The sequence below is a fragment of the Cytobacillus firmus DS1 genome, from assembly GCF_000565285.1.
Taxonomy (GTDB): Bacteria; Bacillota; Bacilli; order Bacillales; family Cytobacillaceae; genus Cytobacillus; species Cytobacillus firmus_A.
Genome location: NZ_APVL01000011.1, coordinates 48,715 through 64,927 on the forward strand (window position 1 = coordinate 48,715; position 16,213 = coordinate 64,927).

General features: G+C 41.0%; 17 protein-coding genes. 4 read left to right on the plus strand and 13 right to left on the minus strand.

Going from position 1 to position 16,213, the window contains the following annotated elements; translation table 11 throughout:
• The first annotated feature begins 130 nt into the window (after positions 1-130).
• A complete protein-coding gene (locus PBF_RS15200) occupies positions 131-388 on the plus strand; it encodes a YpbS family protein (RefSeq protein ID WP_035330790.1) in 258 nt (85 codons plus the stop codon).
• Positions 389-437: 49 nt separating this feature from the next.
• Here the strand turns inward: PBF_RS15200 and PBF_RS15205 are convergent, their stop codons facing one another.
• The 5 genes from PBF_RS15205 to PBF_RS15225 all read right to left on the minus strand — a co-directional run bounded on the left by PBF_RS15205 (position 438) and on the right by PBF_RS15225 (position 3,837).
• Positions 438-755 carry an MGMT family protein gene (locus PBF_RS15205; RefSeq protein WP_035330791.1) on the minus strand — a complete coding sequence of 106 codons (318 nt, stop codon included), beginning with the start codon at positions 753-755 and terminating at the stop codon, positions 438-440.
• Positions 756-820: 65 nt separating this feature from the next.
• On the minus strand, positions 821-1,630 hold the full coding sequence (locus PBF_RS15210) for an endonuclease I family protein (RefSeq protein ID WP_035330792.1): 810 nt from the start codon (positions 1,628-1,630) through the stop codon (positions 821-823).
• Entirely contained in the window at positions 1,627-2,592 is a 966-nt protein-coding gene (locus tag PBF_RS15215; protein ID WP_035330793.1) for a S8 family peptidase, read from the minus strand. Before PBF_RS15215 ends, PBF_RS15210 begins: the two co-directional genes overlap by 4 nt.
• Before the next feature lie 192 nt (positions 2,593-2,784).
• Positions 2,785-3,297 (minus strand): mismatch-specific DNA-glycosylase, encoded by a 513-nt coding sequence (locus tag PBF_RS15220; RefSeq protein WP_035330794.1) that lies wholly within the window; start codon positions 3,295-3,297, stop codon positions 2,785-2,787.
• A gap of 102 nt (positions 3,298-3,399) precedes the next feature.
• A complete protein-coding gene (locus PBF_RS15225; protein ID WP_035330795.1) occupies positions 3,400-3,837 on the minus strand; it encodes a peptidylprolyl isomerase in 438 nt (145 codons plus the stop codon).
• A 164-nt stretch (positions 3,838-4,001) separates the two neighbouring features.
• On the opposite strand from PBF_RS15225, the gene PBF_RS15230 reads away from it, so the two are divergent.
• Positions 4,002-4,658, plus strand: coding sequence for an MtnX-like HAD-IB family phosphatase (locus PBF_RS15230; protein ID WP_035330796.1), 657 nt, complete (start codon positions 4,002-4,004; stop codon positions 4,656-4,658).
• Between the two features lie 491 nt (positions 4,659-5,149).
• Here PBF_RS15230 and PBF_RS15235 read toward each other — a convergent pair whose 3' ends face one another.
• The 4 genes from PBF_RS15235 to PBF_RS15250 form a co-directional block, all read right to left on the minus strand.
• Entirely contained in the window at positions 5,150-5,674 is a 525-nt protein-coding gene (locus PBF_RS15235; protein WP_035330797.1) for an HD domain-containing protein, read from the minus strand.
• 22 nt (positions 5,675-5,696) lie between these two features.
• Positions 5,697-5,891: a hypothetical protein gene (locus PBF_RS15240; RefSeq protein ID WP_035330798.1), complete on the minus strand. Its 195-nt coding sequence runs from the start codon at positions 5,889-5,891 to the stop codon at positions 5,697-5,699.
• A 174-nt stretch (positions 5,892-6,065) separates the two neighbouring features.
• Positions 6,066-8,144 (minus strand): transglycosylase domain-containing protein, encoded by a 2,079-nt coding sequence (locus PBF_RS15245; RefSeq protein ID WP_035330799.1) that lies wholly within the window; start codon positions 8,142-8,144, stop codon positions 6,066-6,068.
• A gap of 266 nt (positions 8,145-8,410) precedes the next feature.
• Positions 8,411-10,648 (minus strand): DEAD/DEAH box helicase, encoded by a 2,238-nt coding sequence (locus PBF_RS15250; RefSeq protein WP_035330800.1) that lies wholly within the window; start codon positions 10,646-10,648, stop codon positions 8,411-8,413.
• A gap of 160 nt (positions 10,649-10,808) precedes the next feature.
• Here PBF_RS15250 and PBF_RS26510 point away from each other — a divergent pair, with 160 nt between their 5' ends.
• Complete coding sequence (locus PBF_RS26510; RefSeq protein WP_169799772.1) at positions 10,809-10,982, plus strand: hypothetical protein; 174 nt, start codon at positions 10,809-10,811, stop codon at positions 10,980-10,982.
• A gap of 7 nt (positions 10,983-10,989) precedes the next feature.
• On the opposite strand, the gene PBF_RS15255 is transcribed toward PBF_RS26510, so the two are convergent.
• The 4 genes from PBF_RS15255 to PBF_RS15270 form a co-directional block, all read right to left on the minus strand.
• Entirely contained in the window at positions 10,990-12,252 is a 1,263-nt protein-coding gene (locus tag PBF_RS15255) for a glycoside hydrolase family 18 protein (protein WP_035330801.1), read from the minus strand.
• A gap of 218 nt (positions 12,253-12,470) precedes the next feature.
• Positions 12,471-13,157 carry a hypothetical protein gene (locus PBF_RS15260; protein WP_035330802.1) on the minus strand — a complete coding sequence of 229 codons (687 nt, stop codon included), beginning with the start codon at positions 13,155-13,157 and terminating at the stop codon, positions 12,471-12,473.
• A 558-nt stretch (positions 13,158-13,715) separates the two neighbouring features.
• Positions 13,716-14,294, minus strand: a complete 579-nt coding sequence (locus tag PBF_RS15265; RefSeq protein ID WP_035330803.1) for a TerD family protein — start codon at positions 14,292-14,294, stop codon at positions 13,716-13,718.
• 114 nt (positions 14,295-14,408) lie between these two features.
• Complete coding sequence (locus PBF_RS15270; protein ID WP_035330932.1) at positions 14,409-14,990, minus strand: TerD family protein; 582 nt, start codon at positions 14,988-14,990, stop codon at positions 14,409-14,411.
• A gap of 242 nt (positions 14,991-15,232) precedes the next feature.
• On the opposite strand from PBF_RS15270, the gene PBF_RS15275 reads away from it, so the two are divergent.
• Positions 15,233-16,162, plus strand: a complete 930-nt coding sequence (locus PBF_RS15275; protein WP_035330804.1) for a 3'-5' exonuclease — start codon at positions 15,233-15,235, stop codon at positions 16,160-16,162.
• Positions 16,163-16,213 lie beyond the last annotated feature (51 nt).

Below are 16,213 nucleotides of genomic sequence, written 5' to 3' on the forward strand. Positions count from 1 at the left end.
TTATGAGGACTGGCTATTATTTCCTATTTATAATCTAAATAAATATTATGCTAATAAGAATATTTATTCTTAACAAGCTATTAGAAAATGGTATGATAAAAACAGGTGAATTTTATAAGGGGTGGAAAGAATGAGTGTACATAAAGCAATATCAGAACATGTAGGAAAGCAGAATAAGATTATAACGAAATTTGCTGCCCTGGAGCAGCAGAGAGAATACTATATTGAGCAAGCATTGGATCTATGCAGGCGGGGACTTCCATTTTCTGCGGATAAGATAAACGAAGTAACTGGTGAAATCAATGAACTTTCTAAACAGGGAATTATACCTGCAAGAAAGTATGTAACAATTGAGATGATTGAGGAATATGCATCAAAGACAAAATAGGCACATATGATTATAAAGAAGCGTACCTTCCAATTGGATGCACGCTTCTTTATATTGGCTGTGAAGTTTCATGGGCAAATACCTGCAAATCAAGTCGTTTATTTATATTAAATTGAATTCCTTCATTTTCTAATAGTTCTCTCTGAATGTCATACAAATCTTCATCTTTAAACCCAATTTCCCCTTTCCCATTCACAACCCGATGCCAGGGAAGCTGATGCTTTTCACTTTGGGTATGGAGAATCCGGACCACCTGTCTTGCTCCCCGGGGGCTCCCGGCCAGCCTAGCGATTTGTCCGTATGTCATGACTTTTCCTCTTGGGATGTTTTTAATGATTTTTATCACTTTTTCTGTAAATGGCTTCATATGATTGCTCCCTTTTATCTTATATTATAAAACAATCCCGCCTGAGTTTCAGGCGGGCTCTCGTATTATTCCAGCATTTTCTTTGCATGCTCCGGAAAATCAATAAACGGGTTTCGGTTCCCCTGGAGGGCTTGAATGGCAGCGTTTCTATGCTTTTCATATATTGTGACGGGATTTTCTTCATGCCAACTATGCAAAATCTGCATATCCATCTTTTCGTCAATTATAAGTGCTTTTTTATATCTGACAGCAAAATAGAATACAGCTCTTGCGGCAATCCCCTTTCCATATTCCGGTTCAAACTTCTCCTGTTCTGCCATCCCGCATCCATTCCTGACGCCCGCCACCTCTATTTCCGGGACATAGGCTTCAAATTCATAGTAGGGGAAGTTGCTTCTCATACTATTGCATGCCGGCTCACAGGCAAAAAGATGATGGAGGTCCCCTTTCATTGGCTGTCTTCCATCAAACCATGATTGCGGGACGACATGCTCGGTATTAAATATAACTCTTTCATTGCTGTAAAAGCCGCCTTCATGAATCGTCTGAAGGAGCTTGAGATCCTGGTCAATGGCTTTAAGAGGATCGACGCCTTTCCCGGAATATAAGCTTTTAAGCTTGAGGTTTTCCTGCAGATCCACCCATGGATATACATATTGGTGAGGTGAGTAATCCAATTGCCGGTTATGAGTACGAACCAGCAGATCATGAACCTCTTCCGGGAGATCTTCTTTTTCAAAATCAAGGGTTCCATAGTAATCCTTTTGATTTATGATATCTTCCTCAGTGTTATAATAGGGTTCATTCTGGACACTTTCAATATACTTTGACTGAGCCTCTGCCCATGCCGCTGCTATACTATTCACTTTAATCATATGGCATTAAGAACAGTCGATTTGAGCTCCTGGTCGAAGATTCCGGCTAAATGATCTGGAACGGTTAAATAAACAAGCCCGTTTCCTTCAAGTTTGGGAGAATTGCCAAGCGGAACCGTCCTTCTGATTAATTGGGCATAAAGCTCAGGTTCTGAAAGTTTTCTTTCAAATTGCCTGTTTGCAAAATCCTTGATCAGGGCCAGAGCTCCGGAAACATGCGGAGCAGCCATTGAAGTACCGCTGAGGGTTGCATACTTTCCGTTCAGAAAGGTAGATAATATCCCTTCCCCAGGCGCCACTAAGTCTATTTCATTATGAGAGTTTGTAAAATCGGAAGAATCCCTTTCGAGGTTAATAGCCCCTACACTAATCACTTCATTATAGCAGCCTGGATAAGCAAACTCGTCGGTTGAGTCGTCCCCATCCCCTTCATTACCTGCTGCGCATACTACAAGGATATTCTTATTTACAGCGGCTTTAATCGCATCATGAAGTTCAGGAACATCAGCTGGTCCGCCAAGCGACATGGAGATAATATCTGCATTTTGTTCGATGGCATAATGGATGCCCTTGATAATCCATTCGTATTGTCCGGAACCATCTTTATTTAAGACCTTTACAATAAGGAGTTCAGCTTCAGGAGCTACCCCAATAACACCAGCATTATTTTCATATGCAGCAATAGTCCCTGCCACATGTGTTCCGTGGCCATTATAGTCCTTGAAACTATTTGGATCGCTGTTATCATCGTCTGTAAAGTTCCTTCCGCCCGTTACACGGTCCTTCAGATCAGGATGGCTAATGTCGCAGCCGGTGTCCAAAACAGCAATTTTGATTCCTTTTCCTTTTGTTTCGCTCCAAACCTTTGGCGCCTGAATCAATTCCACGCCCTTTGGAACTTCCTTAACATTTTCTTCCTGCTGAATCACCTTATAAGGAATTACACGAACATATTGCTCCATTTCTTTCCCTCCTTAAGAGATTAAATTGAAGCTGGTTCTTGCTGTTAACTACATTTTAACAATTCTGAATATTTAATAACAGTACCGTTGGTAGCGAAATTTAATAGAATTAAGATAATAAAAAGGAATGATTTGTGATATTTGGACTATGAATTGGGATTATGCTTATATCAAAGCATTCATGAAACTGGTTTATCTCAGAGTTTTTAAAAGCTTCGGAATCTCTGCATAGATTTGAATGATTTCATCGATTTTCATTCTGACAAGCCCGGAAGATGAAGGAGCAACAAAGTCGATAGTGCCGGGAATTACTGATTCCTCCTGTATTCCCCATGGAAGCTTTTTTTTGCGGCTGTATTCCTGATAAACGCCTTTTCCAACAAAGCAAATGACCTTTGGCTTGAATTCAGCTATTTTTTTCATCAGCTCTGCTCTTCCTTCTTTATATTCTTCCTTCGTTATTTCATCAGCTGCTTTAGTGGGTCTTGCCACAATATTTGTCATTCCATATCCCAATTCCAATATTTTATAGTCTTCCGCTGCGGCGTATTTACGGGGAGTTAAGCCTGATTCATGAAGAATTTTCCAAAAGCGGTTGTTTGGGTTTGCAAAGTGATGGCCTGTCTCTCCTGACCGAATGCTTGGGTTGAAGCCGACAAAAAGCAAATCAAGATTTTTTTTCAAGTGGTCTTTAATTGGCTCCATATAACCATCCTTTCGATTTTGGCAAGCTACTGTTCATTTTACCTAAAACGTCAGGTTAACAAAACAAAAAAGAGCCCTTTAAGGCTCTTTTTACTGAACGGATTATCCTTCAAGAATTTCAACTTTCTCCATAACATCGCCGTTTCTCATCGCTTTAACTGCTTCCATTCCGGAAGTAACTTTTCCAAAAACAGTGTGAACACCGTTTAGGTGAGGCTGTGGCTCATGAACGATAAAGAACTGGCTTCCGCCTGTATCGCGGCCTGCGTGAGCCATAGAAAGAGATCCTTCTACATGCTTATGTGGGTTTCCTTCTGTTTCACATTTGATTGTGTACCCTGGACCACCAGTTCCTGTTCCGTTCGGGCACCCTCCCTGACTTACAAACCCAGGGATTACACGATGGAAATTCAAGCCATTATAAAAGCCTTCATTAGCAAGCTTTTTGAAATTTTCAACTGTCCCTGGTGCTGCTTCAGGATATAGTTCAAATTCAACCTTTTCACCGTTTTTCATTAATATGTATCCTTTTTCTGCCATACTAATCATCTCCTTATGTAAAAATCAAATTAATAATACCATTAATCTCATCAGGAATAAAATCAAAAGAAGTTTTTTCCCTGATTGAATATAAAAAACAAAGGGTAAAGTTAAGATAGCATAGCATCATAAAATGCAGAAATGTCTTATTGGAGGTTTTTAGAATGAAAAAATGGGCTTTTGTTTCAGATTTTGACGGAACTATTTCAAAAAGGGACTTTTATTTGATTATGATGGATAAATATTTTCCGGAGGGGCGCAGCCTGATGCCCAAATGGAAGGCTGGTGAGATTAGGGATATCGACTTCTTGAATAAAGTCTTCACTTCCATCAATCAGGATGAAGAACGAATTATCAGCGATATTTATTCAATTGAAATAGATGAATATGTACCTGATTTTATTGAAAAGATTCAGCAGAATGGCGGAGATTTTTATATTTTAAGTGCCGGCACAGACTATTATATCCATCACATCTTAAAAAAGTTTGGGGTTAAAGGTGTTCAGGTTTTTTCGAATGAAGGATACTACCATGAGAAGAATGTCCATATGAATATTGATAAGAATCATCAGCATTATCATGAACAATATGGCATTGATAAATCAAAGGTCATTCAGGACTTAAAGAAGGAATATGAAACTGTGTTTTTTATCGGGGACAGTGAACCGGATTCCCACCCTGCAGAGCATGCTGATATCACCTTTGCCAAAAATGGGCTTCAGGACCTTCTTCGGGAAAAGGGCATAAGGTTTGTTCCAGTAAAAGAGTTTACAGAAGTGGAAGAGTATTTAACTGAAAAAGGCATTTTGCCAAGATCCTAGGGAAAGATCCCGGGAGAGCAGTGGCTTTACCCGGATTTTTTTACAAAATAAGAAAGTATAAAATTTTGAACACCGATAACTGTCTAGCTCAGGGCGCCATCGGCTCTCGGGTCTAAGCCAATCCGTCCAAAAGGTTAAGGAACAACCTTTCAGCCGGCTCGTCTTATGCTTGTCACCGATAGACGGGCGCCCTGCGCTTTTCTTATGTACGTTAACCAAATAACTCCAAAAATAATATTAAAATAAATATAATCATTGCGTAAAATGATAGATGCAGAAATACAGTTGTTAATCTAAATTTGATTTCTTCCACATTAAATGACTGTTGTCTTCGAGTCCTTGCCCTCACTGCAGCAACACCATCCCTGCACATAATAATTTGATCATCTGATCATCGCCATGATTTATTATTCTTCATGAAACAGGCGCTTCCCTTCAAAAAATAAAAACTGAATTTCCTGGGGAAGCGCATAACATGACAGATATTTAGGTTATTCTTCTTTTTTTTCAAGATAATGATCAATCTTATTATCGAGTATTTCAAGGCTTTTCATAGCCCGCTCAAAATCAAGTTCACGATAGTGATGGGCTCCACCCGGTTCTTCATCTTTTTCATCTGCCAATTTGACCAGGGATTGCAGCGGAGTTCTGACAACTTCACCGCCAGGCAGAAATGAATCCGTGTGAAAAAGGATAGCCAAGGCAATTTCTTTTGCTTTGATCGGGTTCTCGCCAAGTCTTATCAGCAGTTTATGTGCCCGCTCAGCACCTTTAATGGCATGGATGTCATTCTGCCTGTATAGGTCGTAATCCCACTTTCCATTTTTGTACCAGGTATAATGGCCAATGTCATGCATAAAGCCTGCTTTGGCTGCTGAATCAACATCTTCTTCCATTTCTTTGGCAATCTGGAATGCATGATAAGCAACTGCAATAGCATGAGCGATGCCGGAGCGTGTTATATATTTTTGTGCGATCCGATGCTGAAAGATATCGGTCAGTTTAACATCCCTCATGTAATTCCCCTCCAGTCAAAATTTAAAATTTCTTATTGAGATTTTTTTGCTTATTCATTACTTCATATGATTTTTCAATAATATCTGTTAAAACATCGCCTTTATAAATCCTGCCGAGTTTTGTGTTTTCCTGATAATAATCAACAATTTCATCAAGCTTATTTGAAGTTTCTTTTGATATGCGGACATTAAGCTGAATACGGATTTCTCCACTCATTGTAATCCTCCTGGCTATTAATATCTAAGAGCTAGCATCATGATAGCGAATGCTGTCGTTTTGTTAGTGGGTGCTATAAATATTTAGGTTACACTGTTTTGCTGAATTATTCCAGTATAAAGTTTCCTGAAGCAAAAAAAGAGAACAGCTATGTAAGCCATTCTCTGTTTTACGCTAATTGCTGTATTGTTCCCATTTGTCTTTCAGGAATCTGCCGAAATCCTCAAGCTCCTGCTTTCCTTCTCTCAATTTTTCCTTCCAGATTGGAAGATCCTCTCTCAGTTTGCCTTCGAATTTTTCAGCTTGTTCTTTAATGGTTTGTCCAATTTCTTCTGTTAATTCCTTTTTCTCGAGCTTTTCATTTACCGATTTAGTAGTAAATTCCCCTTCCTGCATGTATGGCAGGCTTGATTCCATTATTGATCTGAAAACAGGGACTGCTGTTTCAGAACTGCTTTTTGACAGATAATGTTCCCTGTCAGTCTGGTCATAACCCAGCCAGACAGCGCCAACCAAATTCGGTGTATAGCCTACAAACCATTGATCCTTTGTTCCGTTAATGTCTTTATATGGGAGCTGTGTCGAACCTGTTTTCCCGGCAATTTGGACTCCTTCTATTTTCGTAGCGCTCCCTGTGCCGGTTTCAACTACATTTAATAGCATGGAAGTCATTTGATTAGATACGGTTTTCGTCGTAACTTTAACTGTTTTTTTGTCGCGCTCCGCAATGATGCTTCCGGTCGGCCCCACGATTTTCGTAATTAAGTGGGCATCATTACGCTTCCCGCCATTAGGGAAAGCTGCATATGCTTCGGCGAGCTTTAAAGGTGAAATTCCCTTTCTCATCCCGCCTAAGGCAATTCCGAGATATTCATCTTCTTTTTCGAGTGGGATGCCGAACCGCTCCAGAGCATCCAGCCCTTTATCCAGTCCAATTTCATTAAGCAGCCATACGGCTGGGACATTGATCGAGTCTTCCACAGCTTTATACATGGACACCTCGCCTTCATATTGTCCTGAAGCATTAGCCGGTGTGTAATCTCCGTATGTTACGGGTTCATCCTTCAGCATCGATGTTGGTGAGTATCCCTCTTCAAGAGCAGGTGTATAAACGGCTAAAGGCTTTAGTGTTGATCCAGGCTGGGCTTTGATGTGTGTGGCCCTGTTGAATCCTCTGAAAACATGTTCACCTCTGCCGCCGACAAGGCCTCTGACTCCCCCTGTCGCAGGATCAAGAAGGACAGCTCCACTTTGAACGATTTCTCCATTCATGCCAGCCGGGAAGATTGAGTCTTTTTGATAAACATTTTCCAGGCTTGATTGCAGATTTTGATCCATTTCTGTGTATATTTTATATCCTCTTGTAAATATCTCTTCCTGTGTTAATCCGTACGTATTTATTGCTTCATCAAGTACGGCATCAACATAGTAAGGGTATTTCCTTTCCTTCTTGCTTCGGGTTCCTTCCTGTAAGTGAATCTTTTCATTTACAGCGTTCTCATATTCTTCTGCTGAAATCATCTTGTGCTCTTTCATCTTCCCAAGGACAACATTCCTTCTTTTGATTGCCCGTTCGTAATGATTGTATGGATCGAGGGCAGAAGGCGATTGAAGCAATCCTGCAAGCAATGCACTTTCGCTGATGCTCAATTGCTTTGGTGTTTTGCTGAAATACTTATTTGATGCCTGTTCGATTCCCCATGAGCCGCTTCCGAAGTAAACCTGATTTAAATACATTTGCAGGATTTCATCTTTTTTATAATTTTTTTCGATTTCAACTGCCAGGAACAGTTCTTCAGCTTTTCGCTTGTAGGTCTGTTCAGGTGAAAGTAAAGCATTTTTGGCGAGCTGCTGAGTAATTGTACTTCCTCCGCCGGTTATGCTCCCTGCAAATAAGTTGCCAAAGAAGGCTCTGGCAATCCCTTTTATATCAAAGCCGTTATGCTTATAAAAGCGTTCATCTTCAATCGCGATAACGGCATTGCCCACATGTTCAGGCAATTCTTCAATATTTGCACCCTCTGCTCTATTTTCCGCAAGACTTGCAGCAGGATCACCGTCTTTATCGTAAATAACAGTTGACTGCCTTAATCCCTCTTTTAAAGTCTCCACGTTAGCTGTAGCTGCCAGAAACGCAAAAAAGAGAATGGTTAAAAGTAATATAGTTAATGATAAAAGCAGCAGAATTTGTGTCAGGTGCTTTTTGCGCCAAAATCCTGCAAAAGCTTCTTTGAATCGCTGAAATTTTTCCATGGTGACTCCTTCGCTATTTCTTTTAAGTTCCCTTATTATTTCCCCTTATTATATATTAAACGAACAAACTGCATAAAAAGTTTCAACTTCAACATTAGGGGCTGCCCACAAAAAAGGCTTGTTTTCTTTTTGGAATCATGCTATATTGATTAAGCGATGAGCTAATTGCATAAGACGACAGACAAGCCATTCTTGGCAATGCACTATGTGGAGTGCAGTCGAGTCGCCGCAATACGTAGAAAAAGACGCCTCTCTGGGGCGTCTTTTTATTTTATTAATGATGTAAAATATGAGCCTGCAGCAGCTGACCGGAGCCTGGCTGCTACATATGGCGGCAAGGCGTTTTTATGGGACTCCGCCGGCATGCCCAGCCACAATATGTTTCCGTCAATTAAGAGGAACGGGAACGGGAGGCATATTGGCGATATCTTATCTGGAGAAACGGATGGGACAGAATGCTCTGCAAGCAGGATCAGGTTCGCTTTTGAAGGCCTGTTGGAAAGTGCCTGCCCCCACTCTTTCCCCAAACCCCGGCCATCAGGAAGGGAAACAATAATCTCTTTTTTCGCTTTAGAAATATCCTCAAACACTTTCTCCAATTTTCTTGCATGCATCCATTGAAGGCGCGGATGCTGATTTTTAATCCATCTGCCAATCTGATCAGGATGAATGGCCTGTCCATTGCGCGCTTGATGATCTGCCAGCTTCCGCCATGTTTTGTTTCTAAATACCTTGTTTTGTATAAATTGCAGATCGCAAATATGTATGAATTTTCCCATGGTTCTTGTTATGGCAACATTCAAAAGCCTTTCGCTATCTTTCCCAGTCAGCAGCATTCCAGCTCTGTCGTGGGGCTCGGCATCGGCAGAATCAAAAATCATGACTTCCCGTTCACTTCCCTGAAAACGGTGAACGGTCGCAGCAATAATATCAGCTGAAGCTCGTTCCTCTTCATATATCTCGCAGAGAAGCTGTTCCATTAATAACGATTGTGCGCGATAAGGAGTGACATATCCTATCGACCGGCATCCTCCTATGTAAGCTTCATGTATCAGCTGAAATCCAAGTAATAGATTCCAAAAATTAAGTCTTGAATTCGAGCTGCCATCTTTTATGCCATAATCACCTGATCCATTTGTATTGATCAGGATTGAGGCATTGCCGGGAAAAGGTGTGCACGCTGCAATAGGGGCTCTGGCGGCCATTACATCGGGATGGTCACCTACAAGTGAATGATAAATATGTTTATTGGAAAAAGCGGATATGTCCGGGTGCATACGGCGCTGTTCTTTTAATAGAAAAAGGTGCGGATGCAAGTGTCCATCCTTGACTGCATCAGACACGCCAGAGTGGTGAAAGATATCCTCCCTCAGCCATTTTTCCGACAGCTTATGCTTTGAGGCAGCAATAGGAGGAAGCTGTTTAAAATCCCCGCAAATGATCACCCTTTTTCCAAGCGAAGCAGCAAAGGCAGCCTGGGGAACATAAGCCATGCTGGCTTCATCGATGATGACCAAATCAAAATTTTTCTCATAAATTGCCGGGTCACTTGCAGCTTTTGCAAGTGTTGTTCCAATAATCGAAGCGTTTTTTACAAACTCTATTTCCTTTTGCCTGATTTTTTCAAACACTCCGGACAGCTTTTTTTCAAGCTCAATCAGCTGATCGGAATCTCTTCGGCTGAACGATCGTGATAAATCCTGTTTAAGCAGGCGGCGGTCCTCCATTAGAGCTGATTTTTGCTCAGAGAGATTAGAATGCTCCTTATTTAAAAGAAATTCGGCGGTCAATGAAGGATGATTGATTAATGCCGGACCGATTCGTGATCCGTAACGAAGCAGATCACCATCAGCGATTGTTCTTTTGCATGATGCAAAGGCAGAAATCTCTGCCATAAGGACATCTATTGCCTGATTGGAGTGTGCCAGAATGAGGACATTTTGCCCTTTAAAATATTTATTGGCGGCCACACGTGCAAGTGTGTAGGTTTTTCCCGTGCCTGGCGGTCCCCAGACATATGTGACTGGATTAAATTTAGAACGCAATATCAGTTCATGGGTACCGCTCTTTACTTTATCAGCAGGGTGCTTGGGAGGCATGGAAGGATCCATCAATTTTTTTATTCTGGCCCTCTTTCTTTTGCTGTCTTTTATGTCCTCTAAGCGCTGAAAAAGCTGGTCCAATAGTTCCCATGGGTCATGAAGCAAATAGGCCTCCGATAAATCGCTGCCAATATCCTCTTTTAATGCCAGAATGACATTATTTCCTTCCGAAGAAAGGATCCTTCCTTCCACCCTCTTACTTCCCCAGTCTATTTTTATGGATGAACCAGTGGGTATTTTAATGGCTGAAGGTGTATCGAAAAAATACATATAGGCATCTGATTTTGAAAGCAGACGCCCATTATGTATTAAGCAGCGGGAGCTCCCGTATTTCTTTAAGTGTAAAATCTCTGCCTGGATGGCTTTTTGCCAAGCCCTTAAAAGTCCAAGTGTTGATGTCATTTTTAACGTCCTTTGTTCACTAAAATATTCAATTAGACTAATATATCATTTACCTGCCAATATGCAAAACAAAAAATGATTTATATCTAAGGTTAATTCTCCCGAAGTATGAGATAATGAATAAATAACACCTAATCGAATTAACGAAAGAGGGATCAGTATGAAGCGCAGAAATAAATTTGATCAAAATGATGTTGTGATTCTGGTTGATACAGGAGAAAAAGTGACAATCAACAAAACATGCTATGTGGCGAAAATGAAGAAATACACATATACAATTAAAGAAAATCCGAAAATGTTTTATTTCGAAGAGGAAATGAAGGAAATACTTTAGAAATAGGCTATAGAATTGTAAGATTTCTCTCCACAAATGCCCAGTTTTGCGGAAAACGCAAGCTCAATTGCCAGTATGTCATCCCTAATAGATTATACTGGTCAATTAATTTATATTTTTCAGTTATGCTCCGGATATCTTCGAACCAGACCACATGTTCTTCTGCTCCATTCCAGTACCTGAACCATGGGGATGCTGCATATCCATCGTATTGAATTATTGCTCCTCTGCTTAATGCTAAATTTTGAATGGCTTGCATGGATAATGAGCGGGTTCGATTATCCGATGTTCGCCAGTCATAGCCATATAACGGCAAGGCGATTTGCAGTTTTGCCGGGTCAATCTGGGTGATCGAATATTTAATAACCTCCTCGACCCACCATAGTGGAGCGATGGGATTGGGAGGACCTGTGGGATAACCGTAATCCATTGTCATGACTGCAACAATATCTGCTCCTTCTCCAATGGCTTTATAATCATATGCCCCTATTATCCGGTTTGTTGGGATATCTTCCGTTTTAGCATGTACATTAACATGAAGAATTTTTGGCCCTAAGGCATTTTTTAATTCTTTAATGAAAGAATTGAAATCCTGGCGCCTTTGCGGCGGGATAAATTCAAAATCCAGACTGATGCCTCCATATTCTTTTTGAGTGACAAAATTCATCAGGCTTAAGATTAAGTTCCTTCTATAGATTGGTCTTTCAAGTACCCCTCCAATTAATTCAGCATTAAAATCCCCTTCTGCAAGGTTTCGGATCATAAGCAGCGGAATGACATTCAAACGCCTGCTTTCTGCCAATATGGCTGTATCATCAAGCTCTATATAGGCATACCCTTCCTTTGTCATCGAGTAGGAGGATATGGCAATGTAGGTTAAATGTCTTGCGGTTTCTCTGAAAGCAGGTAAAAAGGATTCAGGAGCATACGGGACTATAAAACCCAGCGTCCTCATAACTAATTTACGTGCTGATGGGATGTTTAATTTCTGGCCGATATACAGCCCTTCTGGCCTGATCCCCGGGTTTGCTGACAGAATGCTACTAATGGATGTCTGAAAACGCTGGGAAATGGTCCATAGTGTGTCTCCCTGTTTAACTAGATAAGCTCTGATAACTGGTCCATCTTCCGGAATATATAGAGCTAAACCAGGGATAATGCCAGGTCCATTTTCAAGCCCATTTGCTGTTATTATAGTCAGGATCGGAATATTAAACTTTTGTGAAATGCTCCAAAGACTATCGCCTGCCTGAACGATGTGAATTCCCATAAAGCACCTCTTTTCACTTGCTTTTAAGTTAGTTTATGGGTGTGGCAAGCCTGAATAGTACTAACTGAAAAATAAGTCATAATTAGAGAGTTTTCTATAATACTGGGGATTGTGTCGGTGCTGCTTATGGATGGACGGATGCTTGCATTTCGCATTACTCTCAAAAAAACAAGTGGCTTCAAGAATTCTTGATAGCCACTTTCTAATGCTTTTAAAAATTACAGATAATCTGCTTCATGCCCTCCCAGTGAATCCATGTGGCTTGCAATCATAGCAATGATCGTGCTTGCCTCTTCTTTACTGAAGATAAAGTGATCTTCATCCTTGATCATTTCCTCGTCATCTGTCCAAATGCGATTCACCCTGCGCAGGACGCCATCACCTGTTTCCTGGACCACTCCAAACTGATAGGATACCTCCACTTCATCTTCCTTGAAAAAGGCGGTCACTTCAGGAGTTTCCCACTCTACATCTACTTCTTCAAAGATATCTCCCTCGCCGCCGAAGTCATATTCATCGGCGATGATAAAATCTTCGTCTTCTGATGCATAAATTTCATCATTTTCTTCAAAGTCGAATTCATCATCATCTGCGCCATTCATGTAGTCATGAAGGCTTTCGTGGACGGTATCGATGATGTCTTCAATATCAAAAAGCATTGTTTTAGATGTATGGCCAAGTTCGAAGTCAAAGTCTTCTACATAGAATTCTTCATTATGCGGATCAAAGAAAAGTGTGCAAAAGTACTCTCGGTCATTATCATCGGTTTCAATGAAAAATTCCATTCTGGGATGCTTGGCACCCCGGTCAACCGACATATGGCCAATCTGATCATATTTGCTGCAAATGGATTCAAGATGGTCCTGTAACTCACCGCTTACCCTGTCAAACCATTCTAGTGACATACTGCATCCCTTCCTCTCAAGGTTTTTCTCAAATCTATTGTTCCCACTTGCCTTTTTTTCAAGTATGGGATAATTAGCCAATAGAATTAGACGCGGGATGGCACTAAAAAAGGCACCCGATACAAGCCGGGTGCCTGAGATAAAGTGAAACTTCAATCAGTGGGGATTTCCTTATCCCCCACTGATTGTTAGTTGAACCAATCGGGCCTTTACGGGCAGTTTGACCCCCGCTTATCCTCCTTTGATTCCTCTGAGTCTTGAAGTGGGGGTCTTACTGCCCGTTAGACTGCGATAAAGTGAAATTTCAATCAGTGGGGATTTCCTTATCCCCCACTGATTGTTAGTCGCGTTCTAGTGTCGCTAAGATCTCCGCTAGCGCTTCGATCAATCGACACTACGAACCCGATTGGTTCAACTAAGCCTCTGCCTGAGCGTCGGCAAGTTTCACTGTATCTCACCAATTGGGCCTTTACGGGCAGTTTGACCCCTGCTTATCCTCCTTTGATTCCTCTGAGTCTTGAAGTGGGGGTCTTACTGCCCGTTAGACTGCGATAAAAATTAAACCTGCAGTCCGTAGTTTCGGCAAAGAGCTGCCAAACCACCTGAGAATCCGCTGCCAATGGCATTGAATTTCCAGTCGTTCCCATGACGGTATAACTCACAGAAAACTACGGCTGTTTCAATTGAGAAATCTTCTCCAAGATCAAAGCGAAGCAGCTCCTGATTATTGGATTCATCCACTAATCTTACGAATGCATTGGAAACCTGGCCGAAATTTTGCTGCCTTAATTCTGCATCATGAATCGTAACCGTTATGCCAATTCGATGGACGTGTGAAGGTATTTTAGTAAAATCAACAACAAGCTGCTCATCATCACCGTCCCCTTCACCTGTACGGTTGTCTCCTGTGTGAATAACTGCCCCGCTTGGATGCTGAAGATTATTGTAGAAAATAAAATCATGATCATTAGCACATTTACTGTTCTCATCAGCCAGAAATGCTGATGCGTCAAGGTCGAAGTCATGTCCGCCGCTATATTTGTTTGTGTCCCAGCCCAGGCCGATTATGGCTTTAGTCAGACCGGGATTTGTTTTAGTAAGATCAATTCTTTGACCTTTTGATAATTGAATACCCAAGATACTCACTCCTTCATAAAACAAATCCATTTTTTATGACAGATCACCTGTGTGCAGGTTTTTCCTAAAGAGAAAGCCAGGAAAAGCTGCTGCTCTGCCTGGCAAAAATAGAACTTAACCTACCTGCAAGCCGAAGTCTGTTGCAATGCGGGCAAGTCCGCCCTGGTAGCCTGAACCGACAGCAGAGAATTTCCATTCTCCATTATGACGGTATAATTCACCTACAACAATGGCAGTTTCAATAGAGAAATCTTCGCCCAGATCGTAGCGGATTAATTCTTCATTTGTTTCTTCATTGACGATTCGTACAAATGCATTGGAAACCTGACCAAAATTTTGGCCGCGTCCTTCACCATCATGGATTGTAATAACGAAAGAAATCTTCTCAATGGAGGAAGGAACAGCGCTAAGGTTAACTTTGACTTGCTCGTCATCGCCATCTCCCTCCCCTGTTCTGTTATCTCCTGTATGTACGACTGAGCCATTGCCGCCTTCGAGCTGGTTGTAGAAAATAAAATCTTTATCTGATGCACATTTGCCATTGGAATCTAATAAGAAAACACTGGCATCAAGGTCAAAATCCAAGCCGCCATCATATTTATTTGTATCCCAGCCAAGTCCTACTATTACATTAGACAATCCGGGATTCGTCTTTGTTAAATCAATTTTTTGTCCTTTCGATAAAGAAATACCCACGTTCATCCATCCTTTCAGGTTCAAAAATTTTTTAACAGCATCGCTGAAATACGAGGCTATCAACTATGTACACCTTTAGTGTAAACGTTTCAATAGAAATCGTAAACCGATTTGCTATTGAGCCGTGAAAAAAGTTCTTTAATATCTCAACTGTTTGATGGATAATTCTGTTCCTTCCTTTTTTACCTGTTATTCTTTATAATGTCTTGTTGGGTAGCTGGATACAGAAAGGGTGAACGCATATGGCTGAGCTAAAGCAGCTGATTTTCTTTGATTTTGAAATGCTGTGCAGCAAAACTGGCATGCTGTTTGAAGATATGGAGGCCATTCGTCTTGGTGCCGTAAAAGTGGATGTTGAATCTGGCCTGGTCACTGGATTTGACAGGCACATTCGTCCGCAGCAGAACTCACCATTAAGTACTTTCTGTAAAGAATTGACCGGGATCTCTGACTCCGACTTAGAGAAAGCGGATGATTTTCCTGAGGTATTTAAGGATTTTCTCTTTTGGATCGGCGGAGTTAAAAAAGCCAGATTCTTCTCCTGGTCGTCCAGTGATATCTTAAGACTCAAAGCTGATGCTTTGCGACATAATCTTCCTCAGGCTACTATTGAAAAAATCAGTAAAAGATATGTTGATTTTCAGGCTGTTTTTACAAAAAGAGCTTCCCGTACAGCAGCTTCTGTTGAAAAAGCATTGTCCTTCTATGAACTATCTTTTATCGGAAAACCTCATCATCCCATGTATGATTCTTATAATACACTGCGGATTTATGAGTCATTTGAAGAGCATTTGGTAAAGACCGATTTAATTATGGTGCAGCAATTTATTTTTCAGGAAGCTGAACTCCCTCCTGTTGAAAGGCTCAGTCAGGAAATTAAATATATATTCCAAAAAGACCTGGGGGAATTTTACTCCAATTTGAATGATGCCTTTCGTATGAAAGATGCCTGGAAATTAATTAAAAAAACTAAAAAACTCGTTGAGAAATATGAGAATATCCTGCTAAGCCGTTCTGGCATTTTTGATGAAGAATTGATTTCCGGTGTTGAAGAATTAATCAACTTTTATAAGGAACTTCAAACCGCTTACCGGGAACATTGTTCGTACACATCAAAAATTATGATACTGCATGAGCAAATGGTTGAACCGCTGCAGAAAATATGCGTATAACACGGAGGTGACATAACAGTTGCCTCTGTTTTTATGTCGTTTTGCAATCGT